Here is an 18,019-nt window from a genome sequence, read left to right on the forward strand (position 1 = left end):
CGTGAGTTTCGGTCGCCTCCTGGACGTGGGCCACGGTCACCCGCTGGACGTGGGCCACGATCACCGCTTGGACGTGGGCCACGGTCGCCCGCTGGACGTGAACCACGATCGCCCGCTGGACGTGAACTACGGTCGCCACTTGGACGTGGGCCACGGTCGCCCGCTGGACGTGGCCCACGATCACCGCTTGGACGTGGGCCACGGTCGCCCGCTGGACGCTGACTACTTTCACTATTATTTCCTTCTGTACTCTTCTGGGTTATTGTCTCTCCCTGAGGCTTGCTCTCGCTTGGTTTTGCGTTTGCTTCCTCTTTTACATTTTTGTTAAATTGCTCCACTTTTTGTATCATTCCTTCGTCCATCACGCTCATGTGATTATTAACTTTCGTATTCATTCTCTCTAGAATCGTGAGAACTTCTTTACTACTCATATTTTGCGCTTTGGCGTATTCATACACACGCATCTTAGCCATCCCAGTCATCCCTTTTCAATTGATTCTTGAAGCATTCGGGCAAACCCTGGATCTGTAATTGCTATGACGACACGTTCTGGTTTGCCAATAGCAAGCCCCAACTCCTGTCTTGTACCAAATCGGAGTAGCGGAACTTGATAAGTACTACACTTATCCGTTATCTTCTTCTCTGAATTTTGGGCCGCATCTTGCGAAAGAATCACAAGACGTGCCTTTTTCGATCGTACTTCTCGCAGGACTAGATCTTCCCCTGACACTACTTTTCCAGCCCTCATTGCTAATCCTAGGCGCTGAGTAAATTTACTCATCGTGGATCACCGTCTTCGCATACTCCCGTAACTGATCATACAAAGCTGGATCGATTTGAACCCGTAAAGCTCTCTCAATCGCCTTTCGCTTTTGTGCTAAATCAATATAATCTTCTTTAGCACAAAGATAAGCTCCACGCCCCGATTTTTTACTCGTAGGGTCAATTAGTACTTCATTATCCGGTGTACGAACGATGCGAATGAGACTTTTTTTAGGAAACATCTCCTGCGAAGCGATACATTTTCGTAAAGGGATTTTCTTTTGTTTCAAACCCTACCACCTCCCTTATTGAGATCCATGGAGTGGCTCTTTATGATTCTTCAGTCGGCAAATCTAAATCTAATTCAGGATCCGTATCTGCCTCTGATTCACTTTTGATATCAATCTTCCAGTTGGTCAGTTTCGCTGCTAAACGGGCATTTTGACCCTCTTTCCCGATAGCTAGTGACAATTGATGATCTGGAACGATCACACGCGCCATTTTTTCTTCTTCGTAGATCGTGACAGAAGTTACCTTGGAGGGACTAAGAGCATTTGCAACCCACTCATCCATTTCTTCTGACCAACGAACGATATCAATTTTCTCGCCTCGTAGTTCATTTACCACTGTTTGTACACGAACCCCTTTGTGACCGACACAAGCACCAACTGGATCCACGTTCGCATCCCTTGAATAAACAGCAATCTTAGAACGGAGGCCCGCCTCTCTAGCAACAGAACGAATCTCCACAATTCCTTCAAAAATCTCTGGTACCTCTAATTCAAACAAACGCTTCAACAATCCTGGATGTGTACGTGATACAAAGATTTGCGGTCCCTTGGTAGATTTCTCCACTTTGGTTACATACGTCTTCACACGATCCCCATGTTTAAAACGTTCGCCGGGCATTGTCTCATTATGTGGAAGAATCGCTTCCACCCTACCTAGATCGATATAGTAGTAACGATTATCAGTCCGCTGAACAATCCCTGTCACAATATCATCTTCGCGCTCAATAAAGTTTTGATAAATGATACTGCGTTCCGCTTCTCGAATTCGTTGTGTAACAACTTGCTTTGCTGTTTGGGCTGCAATCCGTCCAAAATCGGCTGGTGTAACCTCAATTTCAACGATATCCTCTAATTCGAAAGAAGGATTAATCTCTTTGGCGGCATCAAGAGAAATCTCAAGCCGTGGATCAAGAACATCTTCTACTACATTCTTTCTTGCAAATACACGAACCCTTCCTGACATCCGGTCTATATCTACTCGTACATTTTGAGCAGAGTGAAAGTTACGTTTATATCCAGAGATCAGTGCTGCTTCTATCGCTTCGATCAAAATATCTTTACTAATTCCTTTTTCTTTCTCTAATTGACCGAGAGCCTCGATGAACTCAGCATTCATCGCCTTGGTTCCTCCCTTCGCGCTAAAACACAATGGCCAGTCTTGCTTTTGCCACTTTACTGCGCGGTATCTCAATTTCTTTTCCTTGAACGTCTACAGTTAAATAGTCAACAGACACTTCTTTTAAAACACCTTCAAACGCCTTTGTTCCATCAATCGGTTCGTATGTACTTACAAAAACATTCTTTCCAATCGATTTTTGATAGTCATTTTCTTTTTTCAAAGGACGTTCCGCTCCTGGAGAGGACACTTCCAATATATATTCTGCCCCTGGTACGGGATCGTGTTCATCAAGAAGAGCGCTTATACACCCACTCGCCCTAGCACAATCATCCAGATCGACTCTGCCTTCATCGGTTTTATCTATAAAAACTCGAAGAAAATAGTTAGATCCTTCCTTCTTGTACTCTACTTCAACTACCTCTAATTGAAGCTCTTCAAGTGCTGGTGTCACTAACTTCTCAACTGTCGCTACGACATGGCGGCTCAAAGCCAACCCTCCTTACGCTACTCACAGCTTACTTTTTACCCACTAGCAAACGTGAAAGAGTGGGTAAGCACCCACTCTTTCCTCATCAGCCGTATCATTCTAAGTATAGCCAATATGATTATATCACAACCATAAAAAGGCACGCAATCACAATTATCTGACGAGATAGTAGCTCATTAATACCTCATCTGCATACGTTCCATCCTCATATTTCATCGCGCGTGGCCTTTCTCCTATGACTTGAAATCCGAGCTTTTGATAGACATATATCGCACGATCATTATTCTTTAGTACAGTTAGTTGAATCTCTTCCACTTCATTCTCTTTTGCCCATTCAAACAATGTTTCTATTAATTCCGTTCCAACCTTCTGGTTCCAATAAGCCTTACGAACAGCAATCCCCATCGTTCCAATATGGCGGACACGGGATCGCTTAGGACGATTGCAATTGAGTGAACCGACAATCTCGCCTTCTATCTCGGCTACAAGTAATACGTTCCCACTTGATTCAAAGCTTTTAATCCAATTCTCTTCCGAAGACACATCTTCAGCTTTCATCTCTTCTGGCGTTATGATGAGGAAAGGAGACTCTTCTGCTATATTCAGACCATAATCTAATAATCTCTCTGCATCCGAAACGTGTGCCTTGCGAATGATTAATTCCACCCATAGAGCTCCTTTCTTCTAAAATAGATAAATTTCATTTATTCTATCCTACAAGTGCAGCCGACACAAGACCGATTTGAATGCTTCGCGAATCAGGAAAGCACTTCTTACAATGTATTTCAAAATAAAAAGCTAACGGGTTGATAATGAACTGCACCCCAATCGTTAGCTTTTTTATTTTAATTATATCTCGTTACGTTCGATCTGCCTTTTCTAACCATTCAGGAACCAAGTTTCTAATCTCTGAAAGCGATACTTCTTCACTATGTCCGGTACGGCGAGCTTTCATCTCCACCACACCGTTCTCAGCTTTGGATCCCACAATTACACGAACTGGGATACCTAGTAGATCGGCATCTTTAAACTTCACACCAGCACGTTCGAAACGATCATCGAATAATACTTCGATTTTCATTGAGCGCAGCTCTTCGTATAGTTTCTCCGCTGCTTCGCGTTGTGCCTCATCTTTCATATTAACCGCAATTAAATGAACATGGAAAGGGGCAATGGAGACAGGCCAAATAATTCCATTTTCATCATGATGCTGCTCGACTACGGAAGCCATAGCCCGAGAAATACCAATTCCATAGCAACCCATAATTACCGATTGTTCTTTGCCATTTTGATCAAGGAAGTTGGCTTTCATAGCATCACTATACTTTGTACCTAACTTAAAGATATGTCCGATTTCAATTCCTTTTACTAGTTTGATCCCCTCTCCACAACGTGGGCAGGCATCTCCTTCTTGGATATTGCGAAGGTCTACATAGTGATCGACATCGAAATCGCGTCCAGCTTTCACATGGAGAAGATGTGCATCTTTTTCATTCGCTCCTACTACCATGTCTGAAAGCCCTTGAATCGCTTGATCTGCTAGAATGATTACCTTTTCCTGAAGAGAAATAGGACCTACATAGCCTGGGGTTGTTCCTGTAACTCGATGTACCGTTGCTTCGTCTGCCAATCCGACTACCGTTGCATCGAGGAAGTTTTTGATTTTCACTTCATTCACTTCATGATCGCCACGGACCAAAACGAGTACAGGCTTCTCTTCCACCATAAAGAGTAAGCTCTTTACAAGTTGGCTTGGATTGATTTGAAGGAAGTCAGCCACTTCTTGAATGGAACCTTTTCCTGGCGTGGCTACTTTCTCCATTATGCTTGCCTCTGTAGAGGAAGTCACAAATTTACCTACGACTTCTGCCATTTCGATGTTAGCCGAATAATCACAGGACTCACAGATCGCAACGTAGTCTTCACCCGCAGAAGATAACGCCATAAATTCATGTGTTCCCTTACCACCAATAGCACCAGAATCCGCCTCTACAGCGCGGAAATCCATTCCTAGGCGAGTAAAGATATTCGTATAAGCACGATACATATCTTCATAAGTCCCATCAAGCGAGTCACGATCTGCGTGGAATGAATACGCATCTTTCATCAGAAACTCACGACCGCGAAGTAGACCAGAACGAGGTCTACGCTCATCGCGAAACTTGGTTTGAATTTGATAAAGCGTAGCAGGAAGCTTTTTATAAGAGTTAATCTCACTGCGTACAATATCCGTAACCGTTTCTTCATGCGTAGGTCCTAAGATAAAGGAACGTTCATGGCGATCCTGCAACCTTACGAGGTCAGGACCATAGGTTTCGTAACGGCCAGATTCCTCCCAAAGCTCAGCCGGATTAAGCGCAGGCATTAATAGCTCCTGCCCTCCGATCTCGTCCATCTCTTCCCGTACAATTTGTTCCACTTTATTTAGTACACGTTTACCAAGAGGGAGATAATTATAAATCCCAGCCGCTAATTGGCGAATAAAGCCTGCACGCAATAACAGCTGGTGGCTGACCATCTCAGCTTCTCCTACCGTACGAAGGGTAGGGATTAAGGCATGTTGTTGTCTCATGAAATTCCCCTCTATTTCTACTATTCTCTTGTTCAATCATACAAGGAGGGATGTGAGCACTAGACCCACATCCCTAGGATTTTCGTCTATTTAAAGACTAATTTTACTATATCGTTATAAGTCACGACAAGCATCAACATCATTAATAGTGCAAATCCTATAAAATGGACCATACTCTCGATGTTCGGACTAACTGGGCGTCCTCGAAGTGCCTCGATTCCAATAAACAGAAGTCGACTACCATCTAGCGCTGGTATAGGCAGGAGATTAAACAATCCAAGGTTTAAGCTGAGAATGGCCATCCATTTAATTACGATATCAATACCCTGTTGCGCGGCTTGTCCCGTAATCGTTCCCATCTGGATCGGACCACCTAAGTTTTCTAGTGATAGCTGAAAGGTAAACAATTTATAAAAACCATCACCAATCACTTTGATCCAATCATATGTAAGAGTAAAGCCACCACCCACAATTTCCCCAATCGTAGCAGGTCGCTTCCCCTTCTCACTATTAAAATCAATTCCGACTTGATAAATCACATCTCCGCTTTGGGTGACTTTTTTCTCTGGTTGGAGTGGGATCTCTAACTGTTGACCACTCCGGTCGACAGTTAGCTTTACTTCACTTCCTTGGGACTCTAAAATTTGATACTTGAACATATCAAAAGTAGGGACATCTTTTCCATTAATCTTGGTAATAATGTCACCAGATTCGATTCCCGCAGCTGCACTTGGGCTACCTGCTACTGTTTTCTCAACATACAGCCTATGTTCGACGCCAGTCATTCCAATATAGATCGCAAATAAGATCACTGTTAAAATAATATTGAAAACAGGTCCAGCTAAGATCGCCAATGCCTTTTGTCCAGCTGTTTTGGAACCGAATTGACGATCCCAAGGTGCAATCTGTGTATTATTTTTCTCGTCAAAATGAAGAAACATTTTAGGATCAAGCTCATAACGAGTTTCGTTTCCTTCTTCATTTTCGAGAACAACATATAGTTTTCGTTCTAAATCAATCTCTACCACTCGTCCTGCCACTACATTACCTGTGGAGTGATCGGGCTCATAGAGATACATATGATCCAATTTCCCCTGCTCATTTACAGAGGCATATACATGTGCTCCCGCTTTTACTTCAACTGTTTCTGGATCTTCTCCAGCCATGCGAACATATCCACCTAGCGGTAAAAGCCGAATTGAATACAGAGTTTCTCCTCTACGCCAAGAGAAAATTTTGGAACCGAAACCAATGGCAAATTCGCGCACCAAGATTCCAGCACGCTTCGCAAGAAGAAAATGCCCTAATTCATGAATAAACACTAATAAGCTGAGTACAGGGATAAAGACCGCAACATAATACAAAAAATTTCCCATCGTTTCACTCCTTATGTTCTAACCGAGAACAGGGGTTATTTGACTCGCAGCAAATTTCCTTGCCCAACTATCTGCCTCTTCAATTTCCTCTAAAGTAGGATCCGCACTACTTTGATGAGATTCGAGTGTAAGCTCTACGATTCGATCAATCGCTAAAAACGGAATTTCATTACGTAAAAAACGAGCCACAGCAACCTCATTTGCTGCATTTAATACAGTAGGCATTGTTCCACCTGCTCGTCCTGCTTCAAAAGCTAGGCGAAGAGCCACATATCGATCGAAATCCATCTCTCGAAAATCTAATGTTGCAATCTTGGCCAAATCCAGCTTAGTGGTTTGAACAGGGAGTCGATTTGGAAATGTAAGCGCATACTGGATTGGCACTTTCATATCAGGTGTACCTAGTTGCGCCATAACCGCTCCATCTCGAAACTCAACCAATGAGTGGATGATACTTTGCGGGTGCAACAATACATTAATTTTGTCATAGTCAAACCCAAATAACCAGTGTGCTTCAATTACCTCGAGGCCTTTGTTCATCATCGTCGCAGAATCAATCGTTATTTTCGCACCCATCGACCAGTTCGGATGTTTTAACGCATCCTCAACAGTGACATTACTTAATTCTATCCGGGACCGATCGCGAAAAGAGCCTCCGGAAGCAGTGATGATAAGACGTTCTACATCCGACATACTCTCTCCGTTTAAACACTGAAAAATAGCAGAATGTTCGCTATCGATAGGTAATAGAGGAACATTTGCTTTCTGGGCCTCTGTTGTTACAATGTGTCCAGCCGTTACGAGTGTTTCTTTATTCGCAAGACCGATCTTTTTTCCCGCTTGAATAGCTGCTAAGGTAGGACGAAGTCCTTGGCTACCAACCAAAGCAGATACCAGGTATGTAGCCTCTGGGTGGGTTGCTACTTCAAGCAACCCTTCCTCTCCCCAGAGTACTTGTACATCAGACCTTACTTCTGCTTGAACACGCTCCGCTGCCTCGCGGGAAGACATCGAAACGACTTTCGGATGAAATTCACGAATTTGCTTAATCATCAACTCTACATTTGTTCCCGCTGAAAGAGAAATCACTTCAAACTCTTCACGTTGTCCACGTACTACTTCTAGTGTACTAGTCCCGATAGAGCCTGTAGAACCAAGTATCGCTAGTTTTTCTGACATAAAAGAGACCCCTCTTTCTTTATAAAACCTCGATTAATCGTAAGACAACGAAGGTGAAAATCAGACTATCAAATCGATCAAATACTCCGCCATGACCAGGTAAAATGGTCCCTGAGTCCTTCACACCCATTGTTCTCTTAATCGCTGATTCAACCAAATCCCCAAACTGGCCAACTAAAGAAATAATAATACCTAATCCAATGAGAGTGGGAATTTGTCCGAAATTACAGCACAAACCGATCACTAGAGTTAACAAAGTACCAACAAAAACACCACCGAGCGAGCCTTCAATTGTTTTATTGGGGCTAATGGCAGGCCACAATTTACGCTTACCAAATCGTTTTCCCACAAAATAAGCGCCTGAATCACTTGCCCACGTAGTAAATAGAACCATTAATGTTAATGCAAGTCCCTTTTCTTGCCAAATCGTTTCAATCATAATCGCAAATCCATACCCAATATAAAGTGCACCTAATGATAGATACGAAATATGATCGATCGTAACCTTGTTTTTACTTAACACGATTAAAACAAAAAAGAGGACAATCCCCAGCAACCACAAATTAGGAAATGCTAGAATGGAAGGGACGGGGATTTTTAGAAAAACAGACACACTATTCCATAAGATAGACCAAACTAATAAGAGTCCTAATAGTACATGCGGAGCCTTCCAATGACCTAGCTTCATCTGTGCAAATTCGAGAAAGCTAATTGTAGCGAGTACTGCTAGTAGCCCCGAGTACCATGGAGCCCCTAAGAATAATAGAGCCAGGTACGCGATCGCTCCCAAAACTCCTGTTAATACACGTTGTTTCATTTGCGTTCTCCTTGTTTAATCAAACTGCCCCGTATCGCCGACTGCGGTTCTGAAAGTCATAGATTGCTTGATAGAACGCTTCTTTGCCAAAATCAGGCCACAGCGCTTCCGTAAACCAAAGTTCACTATAAGCAATTTGCCATAATAAGAAGTTACTGATCCTCATCTCTCCGCTCGTACGTATAATGAGATCTGGATCTGGTAAGCCACGGGTAAGCAGATGCTGATTCATTACTTGTTCATCTATTTGCTCTTTATCAATATTGCCGTTTTGCACTTCATCTATAATCTCTCGAATCGCTTGAAGAATTTCATCACGAGAACCATAATTAATAGCAAAATTTAATATAAGGCCAGTATTGTCTTTTGTTTTCTCTTCAAATTCAACAAGCGCCCGGTAGGTAGACGTAGGCGTCTCTTCTTTCGCTCCCAGCATTTTAACACGAACATTGCGGTCAATTAACTCTTGAAGATCAGACTTCAAAAATTCGATTGGCAACTTCATTAAATACTCAACTTCTTCTTTCGGACGTTTCCAATTCTCAGTAGAAAAAGAGTAGAGTGTAATCGCTTCGATTCCAATCTCATCAGCTGACCGAATGATTTCACGTACCCTTTTCATACCAGCCAAATGACCAGCGGTTCGAGGAAGCCCTCGCTTTTTTGCCCAGCGACCATTACCGTCCATTATAAAACCAACGTGACGGGGAATCGAATTCTTCCGAACTTCTCTCGTTAATTCCTCTAGGGTTAGTTTCCCTTTGTTTTCAGCAGATCCCATCCAGCGCTTAATCGTTTCTAGCATATGTTCTCCTCCGCCGGCAAGCTCTTTTTCTCATCATCATAGCATAAAAACCCCCTCAGGGGACTGAAGGGGTAACACCCAGATCAATTAGATTTCGGTAATTTCTTTCTCTTTCGAAGCTACAACAGCATCTGTTTCTTTGATAAAACGATCTGTCAACTTTTGGATGTCCTCTGAGCTACGACGAGCCGCATCCTCTGGAACTTCACCATTCTTTTCCAACTTCTTCACTTCATCATTTGCATCACGCCTCACATTGCGGATCGCAACTTTGGTTTCTTCACCCATCTTACGAGCTAATTTCACCAATTCAGTACGACGCTCTTGAGTCAATGATGGAATGTTAATGCGAATGATGCTTCCATCATTGTTTGGAGTAAGTCCAAGTTCCGATTTCAAGATAGAGCGCTCAATCTCAGCCAATGCACTTTTATCCCATGGTTGAATAACCAAAGAACGTGGATCTGGCACTGAGATATTTGCTAATTGATTTAAAGGTGTTTCGCTACCGTAGTATTCTACGATTACTTTATCTAATATGGCTGGATTTGCACGTCCCGCTCGAAGTGTCATCAAATCTTTTTTAAGCACTTGGATCGTCTTATCCATTTTTTCTTCTGCTTGCTTTTGCACTTGATTCACCATTTACTCATTACTCCCCTTTACAACCGTACCGATCATTTCACCGAGAATGACACGGTGAATATTTCCTTCTTCAGAGAGGTTAAACACGATTAATGGAATTTCATTTTCCATACACAAGGTAGATGCTGTTGAATCCATCACAGCGAGGCCTTGGTTCACAATATCAAGGTATGTAAGCGATTCATACTTGACCGCATCTGGATGATAACGAGGATCTGCATTATATACACCATCCACATTATTTTTCGCCATCAAAATCACTTCCGCTTCGATTTCTGCCGCACGAAGCGCCGCATTCGTATCAGTAGAGAAGAATGGATTACCCAAGCCTGCTCCAAAGATCACGACGCGACCTTTTTCCAGATGGCGGATCGCCCGACGACGAATATATGGCTCAGCTACTTGACGCATTTCAATAGCTGATTGGACCCGAGTTGGAATCCCATGAGCTTCGAGTGCATCTTGTAGTGCTAATGAATTCATCACAGTTGCCAGCATTCCCATATAGTCAGCAGTTGCGCGATCCATACCTGACTCTGCACCAGAGATTCCTCTCCAGATGTTTCCACCCCCAACTACAACCGCTACTTCTACTCCTAATTCTACCACTTCTTTAATTTGAGATGCGATAGATGAGAGCACGTGGGCATCTAAACCATATCCCTGCTCACCAGCAAGTGCTTCGCCACTTAACTTTAAAATTACCCGTCTGTATTTGGGAGTACTCATAGGATGATGCCTCCATTCTCCTTGTGCTTGCAAAAAAAGGGAACACATTAGGTAAGTGTTCCCTATACATCTGTCATTAGCCCTTATTGACTTGAGACATAACTTCTTCTACAAAGTTGTCTTCACGTTTTTCAAGACCTTCGCCCAGTTCATAACGGACAAAGCGGCGAATCGAGATGTTTTCACCAATACGTGCAATTTGCTCTTTTACCATTTGTTCAATCGTCTTTTCACCATCTTTAACAAACACTTGGTCCATTAAGCAGATATCTTTGAAGTGTTTAGTTAGACGACCTTCTACCATTTTATCAACAATTGCTTCTGGCTTACCTTCTTGAAGTGCTTGTTGGCGAAGAATTTGACGTTCTTTTTCAACTTCGTCACCTGGAACTTCCTCGCGACGAACATACTTTGGATTCATCGCAGCGATTTGCATAGCCACATCTTTCACAAAGCTTTTGAACTCGTCCGTTTTTGCAACGAAGTCCGTTTCACAGTTTACTTCTACAAGCACACCAATGCGGCCGCCACCATGGATGTAGGATTCCACTACACCTTCAGCCGCAATACGACCTGCTTTTTTATCAGCATTGGCAATTCCCTTTTCACGAAGATATTCCATTGCTTTTTCCATATTACCTTCGGTTTCGTTCAATGCTTTTTTGCAATCCATCATCCCTGCACCTGTTTTTTCACGCAGTTCTTTTACCATAGCTGCTGTAATTGCCATGATGAATCGACCTCCTTATGTATAGAAAATTTTTCTTTTCTTTTTTATGAAAAAGAGGAGGCAAGGACTAGCCAAGCCACCCCATTTTTGATTCTCGATTACTCAGCTACTGCTGTAGCTACTTCTGTTTCTTGATCTTCGCCTTGACGTGCTTCAATAATCGCATCTGCAATTTTACCAGTAAATAAACGAACAGCACGAATGGCATCATCGTTACCTGGGATAATGAAATCCACTTCATCTGGATCACAGTTAGTATCTACGATCGAAATGATTGGTATATTTAATTTGCGAGCTTCCGCAACTGCGATACGCTCTTTACGTGGATCAACGATGAAGATTGCATCTGGCAATTTCTTCATATGTTTGATTCCGCCGAGGAACTTTTCTAATTTCTCATGTTCTTTTTTCAGCAATACAACTTCTTTTTTAGGAAGTACTTCGAAAGTACCGTCTTCTTCCATACGCTCTAACTCATGAAGGCGGTCGATACGTTTACGGATTGTTCCGAAGTTAGTAAGGGTTCCACCCAACCAACGGTGATTTACAAAGTATTGACCTGCACGAATCGCTTCTTCTTTTACCGCTTCTTGTGCTTGTTTTTTGGTACCTACAAAAAGTACAGTACCGCCATTTGCTGCGATATCACGAACACCGGCATACGCTTGTTCCATCATTTTAACGGTTTTTTGAAGATCGATGATGTAGATCCCGTTACGTTCTGTAAAGATAAATTTTGACATCTTCGGGTTCCAACGACGTGTTTGGTGACCGAAATGTACACCTGCTTCGAGTAGTTGCTTCATAGATACTACTGCCATATTTGTTTCCTCCTTGGTTTTTATACCTCCGCTGAAGATCAAAAGAGTCAGAAACCACTTAGGGCACCACTAACTCCTACTTCAACGTGTGTTTTTACACCACTGATGACTATACCACGAAGTGGGGGTTCTTGCAAGCCATGATTAGAAAAATGAGATTTGGAGTTTATCAAAGGATATACTGGGATAAATCTCGATCCTCCGCAATCGATCCTAAACGATCTTGTACGTACTTTGGCGTAATAGAAATTTCTTCTAGATAAATATCGGGTGCTTCAAAAGAAAGCTCCTCAAGTAAGCGTTCTAAGATGGTGTGCAAACGCCTAGCACCGATGTTTTCCGTAGTGGAGTTTACATGTTGTGCTAGTTTTGCAATCTCATGTATCGCTTCATCTGTAAAGCTAACACGGATGTTCTCTGTTTCTAGCAAAGCGGTGTACTGTTTAATTAACGCATTTTTAGGCTCTGTCAGGATACAGACAAAATCCTCCGCAGTTAGATCTTTTAATTCTACACGAATCGGGAAGCGGCCTTGTAGCTCCGGAATGAGATCAGATGGTTTGGATACGTGGAAAGCACCTGCCGCGATAAATAAAATATAATCCGTTTTAACCGGTCCATATTTCGTTTGTACAGTTGATCCCTCCACGATTGGGAGAATATCACGTTGAACTCCTTCGCGAGAAACATCTGGACCACGTTGATCTTTGCCTGCCACCTTATCAATCTCATCGAGAAAGATAATCCCTGATTGCTCAACACGATCCAACGCGTCTTGAACCACTTGATCCATATCAATCAGCTTTTGGCCTTCCTCTTGAGTTAGTACCTCTCTCGCCTCTTTTACTGAAAGACGACGCTTTTTCTTCTTCTTGGGCATGAATTGACCTAACATTTCTTGCATATTCATCCCCATTTGATCGCCACCTGCACCTGCAAACATATCAAGCATCGGAGCCATCTGCTCCTCTACTTGAATCTCAATCATCTGTTCTTCTAATTCCCCGCGCTCTAGCTTGGCTTGTATATCACGGCGTTTTTGGAGTACATGATTTTTTTCCGTAGAATTAGTTTGAGAGGGTTGTTCATTCTGGTTATTGCCTGAGAAGAACATCTCAAGAGGGTTTTTAAATCCAGAATCACTCTTCTTCTCTGGGACAAGTAATTCTACAATGCGTTCGTTGGCCAGTTGCCTTGCACGTTCTTTAACCAGTTCAAGACGCTCGCCTTTCACCATACGAATTCCCACTTCTACTAAGTCCCGGATCATCGATTCCACATCTCGACCCACATATCCAACTTCCGTAAACTTAGTAGCCTCCAGTTTGACAAACGGCGCCCCTACTAGCTTGGCTAGGCGACGGGCAATCTCCGTTTTACCTACACCCGTAGGGCCCATCATTAAGATGTTTTTCGGTACAATCTCATCTCGCATCTCTTGCGTCAGTAGGCTACGACGATATCGATTTCGCAAGGCAATTGCTACAGAACGTTTTGCTTCTGTCTGCCCAACGATATGTTTATCTAGTTGTTCTACGATTTGTTTGGGAGTCCAGCTTTCTTTCTGGTTTCGTTCAGTCACTGACATCCACTACACCTCTTCCACGATGATATTGCTATTTGTAAAGACACAAACCTCACTGGCAACAGTCAGTGCTGCTTGAGCAATTTCTTTCGCGCTCATATGAGTAGCGTGACGTTTTAATGCACGACCAGCAGATAGCGCAAAACTCCCACCCGAGCCAATCGCTAAGATATCATCGTCTGGCTCAATTACTTCTCCATTACCAGAAATCAGCAACAATTGATCTTTATTCAGCACAATGAGCATCGCCTCTAGATTACGTAGCACCTTATCCATGCGCCATTCTTTAGCTAATTCCACAGCAGCTCTAGCAATATTTCCATGAAACTCTTCTAAACGTCCTTCAAATTTTTCGAAGAGGGTAATCGCATCTGCAACAGAACCTGCAAAACCTGCGAGTACATTTCCTTTATAAAGATGACGAACTTTTTTAGCCCCATGTTTCATAATCATCTGATTACCAAATGTCACTTGCCCATCACCTGCAATGGCTGCTTCCCCATTATGACGAATGGCAAATATCGTCGTAGCATGAAATTGTTCCATGATTTTTTACATCCTTTCGGATTCCCGATTCCCATAAAGCATGTTGTAGACTAGATTGTTGATTGCATCGCAGTCGTAGCAAACGCTTTGATCTCACGTAATGCAATCTCTGCATATTTTTCAGCACGTTCTTTTTTAGACCGGATGCGTTCCGGTAACTCGGCGAATAAACCAAAATTAGCATTCATCGGCTGGAAGTGTTTTGAATCAGCTGTGGTTATGTAGTGTGCTAGGCTACCAATAGCTGTAGTGGCTGGGGGAGTGAGTAACTCTTTTTTCCGTATTAGACGGGCCGCATTGATCCCGGCTAATAGTCCAGAAGCCGCCGATTCTACATATCCCTCTACACCTGTCATCTGTCCAGCAAAGAAGAGATCGTTGCGATTGCGAAATTGGTAGGTTGAATGCAGGACTTTTGGAGAGTTAATAAACGTGTTCCGATGCATGACTCCGTAACGAACGATCTCTGCATTTTCCAATCCTGGTATCAGCTGGATCACTTCTTTTTGCGGCCCCCACTTTAGATGTGTTTGGAAGCCAACTAAATTAAAGAGAGTTCCTGCTGAATTATCTTGGCGTAATTGGACCACTGCATAAGGTCGTTTCCCTGTATGAGGATCATTTAATCCCACTGGTTTCATAGGACCAAATAGCAATGTTTTCCTTCCACGCTTTGCCATCACTTCAACTGGCATACAGCCTTCAAAGTAAATTTCTTTCTCAAACTCTTTTAAAGGAGCAACTTCTGCCTCAATTAAAGCATCATAGAATCGATTAAACTCTTCTTCATTCATCGGGCAATTGAGATAGGCCGCCTCACCTTTATCATAACGAGAAGCAAGAAATACTTTATTCATATCAATACTTTCCTTCTCCACAATAGGAGCAGCTGCATCATAGAAGTATAGATATTCTTCACCTGTCAAATTTTTTAACTGCTCCGATAGCATTTCTGATGTGAGTGGGCCCGTAGCGATCACAGTTGGGCCTTCGGGGATAGATATTACTTCTTCTTTTATCACTTCAATCATAGGGTGCTCATGCAAAGCCCTCGTAACCTCTTCCGAGAAATTTTCACGATCTACCGCTAACGCGCCACCTGCTGGTACAGCATGTTTGTCGGCTGCTTTCATAATGAGCGAATCAAACTGACGCATTTCTTCTTTTAAAATCCCTACCGCGTTTGTTAACCCAGCCGCACGTAAGGAGTTACTACAAACTAACTCAGCAAACTGATCTCCCCGGTGTACAGGTGTTCGCTTAACCGGGCGCATCTCAATCAAGCGAACAGGTACTCCTTGCTGGGCAATCTGCCATGCAGCTTCACTTCCTGCAAGACCTGCCCCTACTACTGTCACTTTCTGCATGGGTTTCTTTCTCCCTCCAAGATGTTTATTTCAAGCCTATGTCGTTATTCCCCTAATTCTTCTCTTCTTCGTAATGACATTCCGTACAAGTGAGGATCGATTCTTTCTTTTTCTTCTTTTCAACCATCAGACCTTGACATCTTGGACAAGGACGGCTAACAGGACGATCCCAGGAAACAAAGTCACAATCTGGATATCGACTACAACCGAAGAACACACGAGATTTCTTACTCTTTCTCTCAACTACTTCTCCCTGTTTACAGGTCGGACAAACAACTCCTGTTGATTTTAAAATGGGTTTAGCATTCCGACAATCTGGAAATCCTGGGCAAGCCAAAAACTTACCGAATCGGCCATGTTTATAAACCATCAGGCGGCCGCATTTCTCACATTCTTCATCAGAGACTTCATCCTGCAACTCTACTTCTGCCATCTCCGACTCTGCGAATGTTAAACGCTCTCTAAACTTTTCATAGAATCGGTCTAAAATGGCAACCCAGTCAACCTCACCATCTCCCACGAGGTCTAAATCTTGCTCCATATTGGCCGTAAATTCGACATTGAGCACCTCAGGAAAAAACTCACTGATCATCCCAATCACGATCTCGCCAAGTTCAGAAGGAACAAACTTCTTCTCCTCTAGTAAAACATAACCGCGTTTTTGAATCGTATCCAAAGTAGGTGCATATGTACTTGGTCGTCCGATTCCATTTTCTTCTAGTGCCCGCACTAACCTAGCCTCTGTATAGCGCGGTGGTGGTTGTGTAAAATGTTGTTTCGGGTCAATTTTATTCTTCTTCACCACTTGACCCGGCTCTAGAGGCGGAATCAAAACATCGTCATCTTCTTTTTCTTTCTTCTTATCATCTGTGCCCTCTATGTATACTTTCATAAATCCAGGGAACCTCACCTTAGAGCCAGTAGAGCGGAATAAAGCATCTCCTGCACGTAGGTCCGCGGTAATCACATCCAACACAGCAGAAGCCATCTGACTTGCGACGAAGCGTTCCCAGATTAGTTTATAAAGACGATATTGGTCCCGAGACAGAGCACTTTTTAGTTCATCTGGAGTACGGAAAACGGATGAGGGACGAATCGCCTCGTGTGCATCTTGTGCTCCTGATTTACTCTTCATAACACGTGGTGAACTTGGCAAGAACGAAGAACCAAATTGATCTGTAATGTATTGTTTTGCTTCATCTTGAGCGGTTGGTGAAATCCGAGTCGAATCGGTACGCATATACGTAATCAAACCCACAGTCCCTTGCTTTTTACCCAAATCAATTCCTTCATATAGCTGCTGGGCAATGGACATGGTTTTTTGAGCACGAAAATTACATTTACGCGCAGCTTCTTGTTGCAAACTACTTGTGATAAAAGGCAGAGAAGGATTCCGTTTTCGATCTGTTTTCTTTACTTCTTCCACAGTAAAGCGCTTTCCTTTTATGGAAACAAGTAATTCGTTTACTTCTTGTTCTGACTTTAGTTCTACTTTCTTTTTTCCATATCCATAAAACTTCGCTGTAAATGGTTCATTTTTCTCTGCAACTAGATGAGCCGTTACCGTCCAATACTCTTCTGGTACAAAAGAACGAATCTCCTTTTCACGATCCAAAACCAATTTGACTGCTACCGACTGTACACGTCCAGCAGAGAGGCCCTTTCGAACTTTCTTCCACAAGAGCGGACTAATCCCGTATCCAACTAGTCGATCTAACACCCGACGAGCTTGTTGTGCATTTACAAGATCCATATTGATTTTTCTAGGTTTCTTAAATGCTTCTTTCACTGCTTGTTTGGTAATCTCATTAAATACAACTCGACATTCTTCATCCAAAGCAACTTTCAAGTAATGAGCGAGATGCCATGCAATCGCTTCACCTTCACGATCCGGGTCAGCTGCGAGATAGATTCTTTTTACTTTTTTACTCGCATCACGAAGATCTTTCAGTAAATCTCCTTTTCCCCGAACAGTGATATATTTAGGTTCAAAATTATTCTCTACATCTACTCCCAATTGACTTTTTGGTAAGTCCCTAACATGTCCCATGGAAGCTTTTACAATATAATTTTTACCCAGATATTTACTGATCGTTTTGGCTTTGGCAGGCGACTCTACAATCACTAATGAATCTGCCACCCTGCATCCCCCTCTTTAGGCTATAAACCCTGTTTTCAAGCTCATAAT

19 protein-coding genes are annotated in these 18,019 nt (G+C 42.8%); all 19 read right to left on the reverse strand.

The window, feature by feature from the left end:
• A partial coding sequence (locus tag BT147_RS15240; RefSeq protein ID WP_286119155.1) for a translation initiation factor IF-2 N-terminal domain-containing protein occupies window positions 1-473 on the reverse strand: 473 nt, incomplete at its 3' end.
• Between the two features lie 5 nt (window positions 474-478).
• Window positions 479-781 carry a YlxQ family RNA-binding protein gene (locus tag BT147_RS06725; protein WP_072332586.1) on the reverse strand — a complete coding sequence of 101 codons (303 nt, stop codon included), beginning with the start codon at window positions 779-781 and terminating at the stop codon, window positions 479-481.
• Complete coding sequence (gene rnpM, locus BT147_RS06730; RefSeq protein ID WP_072332588.1) at window positions 774-1,052, reverse strand: RNase P modulator RnpM; 279 nt, start codon at window positions 1,050-1,052, stop codon at window positions 774-776. Before rnpM ends, BT147_RS06725 begins: the two co-directional genes overlap by 8 nt.
• Window positions 1,053-1,092: 40 nt before the next feature.
• Window positions 1,093-2,169, reverse strand: a complete 1,077-nt coding sequence (gene nusA / locus BT147_RS06735; protein WP_072332591.1) for a transcription termination factor NusA — start codon at window positions 2,167-2,169, stop codon at window positions 1,093-1,095.
• A gap of 22 nt (window positions 2,170-2,191) precedes the next feature.
• The gene (gene rimP / locus BT147_RS06740; protein WP_177239719.1) at window positions 2,192-2,659 is read right to left on the reverse strand and encodes a ribosome maturation factor RimP; all 468 of its coding nucleotides are present in this window, start codon (window positions 2,657-2,659) and stop codon (window positions 2,192-2,194) included.
• 153 nt (window positions 2,660-2,812) lie between these two features.
• Entirely contained in the window at window positions 2,813-3,325 is a 513-nt protein-coding gene (locus BT147_RS06745; RefSeq protein ID WP_083426438.1) for a GNAT family N-acetyltransferase, read from the reverse strand.
• A 193-nt stretch (window positions 3,326-3,518) separates the two neighbouring features.
• Complete coding sequence (locus BT147_RS06750) at window positions 3,519-5,231, reverse strand: proline--tRNA ligase (protein ID WP_072332596.1); 1,713 nt, start codon at window positions 5,229-5,231, stop codon at window positions 3,519-3,521.
• Between the two features lie 86 nt (window positions 5,232-5,317).
• Complete coding sequence (gene rseP, locus BT147_RS06755; protein WP_072332599.1) at window positions 5,318-6,607, reverse strand: RIP metalloprotease RseP; 1,290 nt, start codon at window positions 6,605-6,607, stop codon at window positions 5,318-5,320.
• A gap of 18 nt (window positions 6,608-6,625) precedes the next feature.
• Entirely contained in the window at window positions 6,626-7,786 is a 1,161-nt protein-coding gene (locus BT147_RS06760) for a 1-deoxy-D-xylulose-5-phosphate reductoisomerase (protein WP_072332602.1), read from the reverse strand.
• Between the two features lie 19 nt (window positions 7,787-7,805).
• Window positions 7,806-8,603 (reverse strand): phosphatidate cytidylyltransferase, encoded by a 798-nt coding sequence (locus BT147_RS06765; RefSeq protein ID WP_072332605.1) that lies wholly within the window; start codon window positions 8,601-8,603, stop codon window positions 7,806-7,808.
• A 19-nt stretch (window positions 8,604-8,622) separates the two neighbouring features.
• On the reverse strand, window positions 8,623-9,408 hold the full coding sequence (uppS, locus tag BT147_RS06770) for an undecaprenyl pyrophosphate synthase (protein ID WP_072332608.1): 786 nt from the start codon (window positions 9,406-9,408) through the stop codon (window positions 8,623-8,625).
• A gap of 87 nt (window positions 9,409-9,495) precedes the next feature.
• The gene (frr, locus tag BT147_RS06775) at window positions 9,496-10,053 is read right to left on the reverse strand and encodes a ribosome recycling factor (RefSeq protein WP_072332610.1); all 558 of its coding nucleotides are present in this window, start codon (window positions 10,051-10,053) and stop codon (window positions 9,496-9,498) included.
• Window positions 10,054-10,782: a UMP kinase gene (pyrH, locus tag BT147_RS06780; protein WP_072332613.1), complete on the reverse strand. Its 729-nt coding sequence runs from the start codon at window positions 10,780-10,782 to the stop codon at window positions 10,054-10,056.
• Window positions 10,783-10,858: 76 nt separating this feature from the next.
• A complete protein-coding gene (gene tsf / locus BT147_RS06785; protein WP_072332616.1) occupies window positions 10,859-11,512 on the reverse strand; it encodes a translation elongation factor Ts in 654 nt (217 codons plus the stop codon).
• 98 nt (window positions 11,513-11,610) lie between these two features.
• Window positions 11,611-12,333, reverse strand: a complete 723-nt coding sequence (gene rpsB, locus BT147_RS06790; protein WP_072332619.1) for a 30S ribosomal protein S2 — start codon at window positions 12,331-12,333, stop codon at window positions 11,611-11,613.
• A gap of 169 nt (window positions 12,334-12,502) precedes the next feature.
• Complete coding sequence (gene hslU, locus BT147_RS06795) at window positions 12,503-13,921, reverse strand: ATP-dependent protease ATPase subunit HslU (RefSeq protein WP_072332622.1); 1,419 nt, start codon at window positions 13,919-13,921, stop codon at window positions 12,503-12,505.
• A 3-nt stretch (window positions 13,922-13,924) separates the two neighbouring features.
• The gene (hslV, locus tag BT147_RS06800) at window positions 13,925-14,464 is read right to left on the reverse strand and encodes an ATP-dependent protease subunit HslV (RefSeq protein ID WP_072332625.1); all 540 of its coding nucleotides are present in this window, start codon (window positions 14,462-14,464) and stop codon (window positions 13,925-13,927) included.
• Window positions 14,465-14,514: 50 nt separating this feature from the next.
• The gene (gene trmFO, locus BT147_RS06805; protein ID WP_072332628.1) at window positions 14,515-15,831 is read right to left on the reverse strand and encodes an FADH(2)-oxidizing methylenetetrahydrofolate--tRNA-(uracil(54)-C(5))-methyltransferase TrmFO; all 1,317 of its coding nucleotides are present in this window, start codon (window positions 15,829-15,831) and stop codon (window positions 14,515-14,517) included.
• A 52-nt stretch (window positions 15,832-15,883) separates the two neighbouring features.
• On the reverse strand, window positions 15,884-17,971 hold the full coding sequence (gene topA, locus BT147_RS06810; RefSeq protein WP_072332630.1) for a type I DNA topoisomerase: 2,088 nt from the start codon (window positions 17,969-17,971) through the stop codon (window positions 15,884-15,886).
• Window positions 17,972-18,019 lie beyond the last annotated feature (48 nt).

Origin of the sequence: Thermoactinomyces sp. DSM 45891 (assembly GCF_900119485.1) — a bacterium.
GTDB lineage: Bacteria > Bacillota > Bacilli > Thermoactinomycetales > Thermoactinomycetaceae > Baia.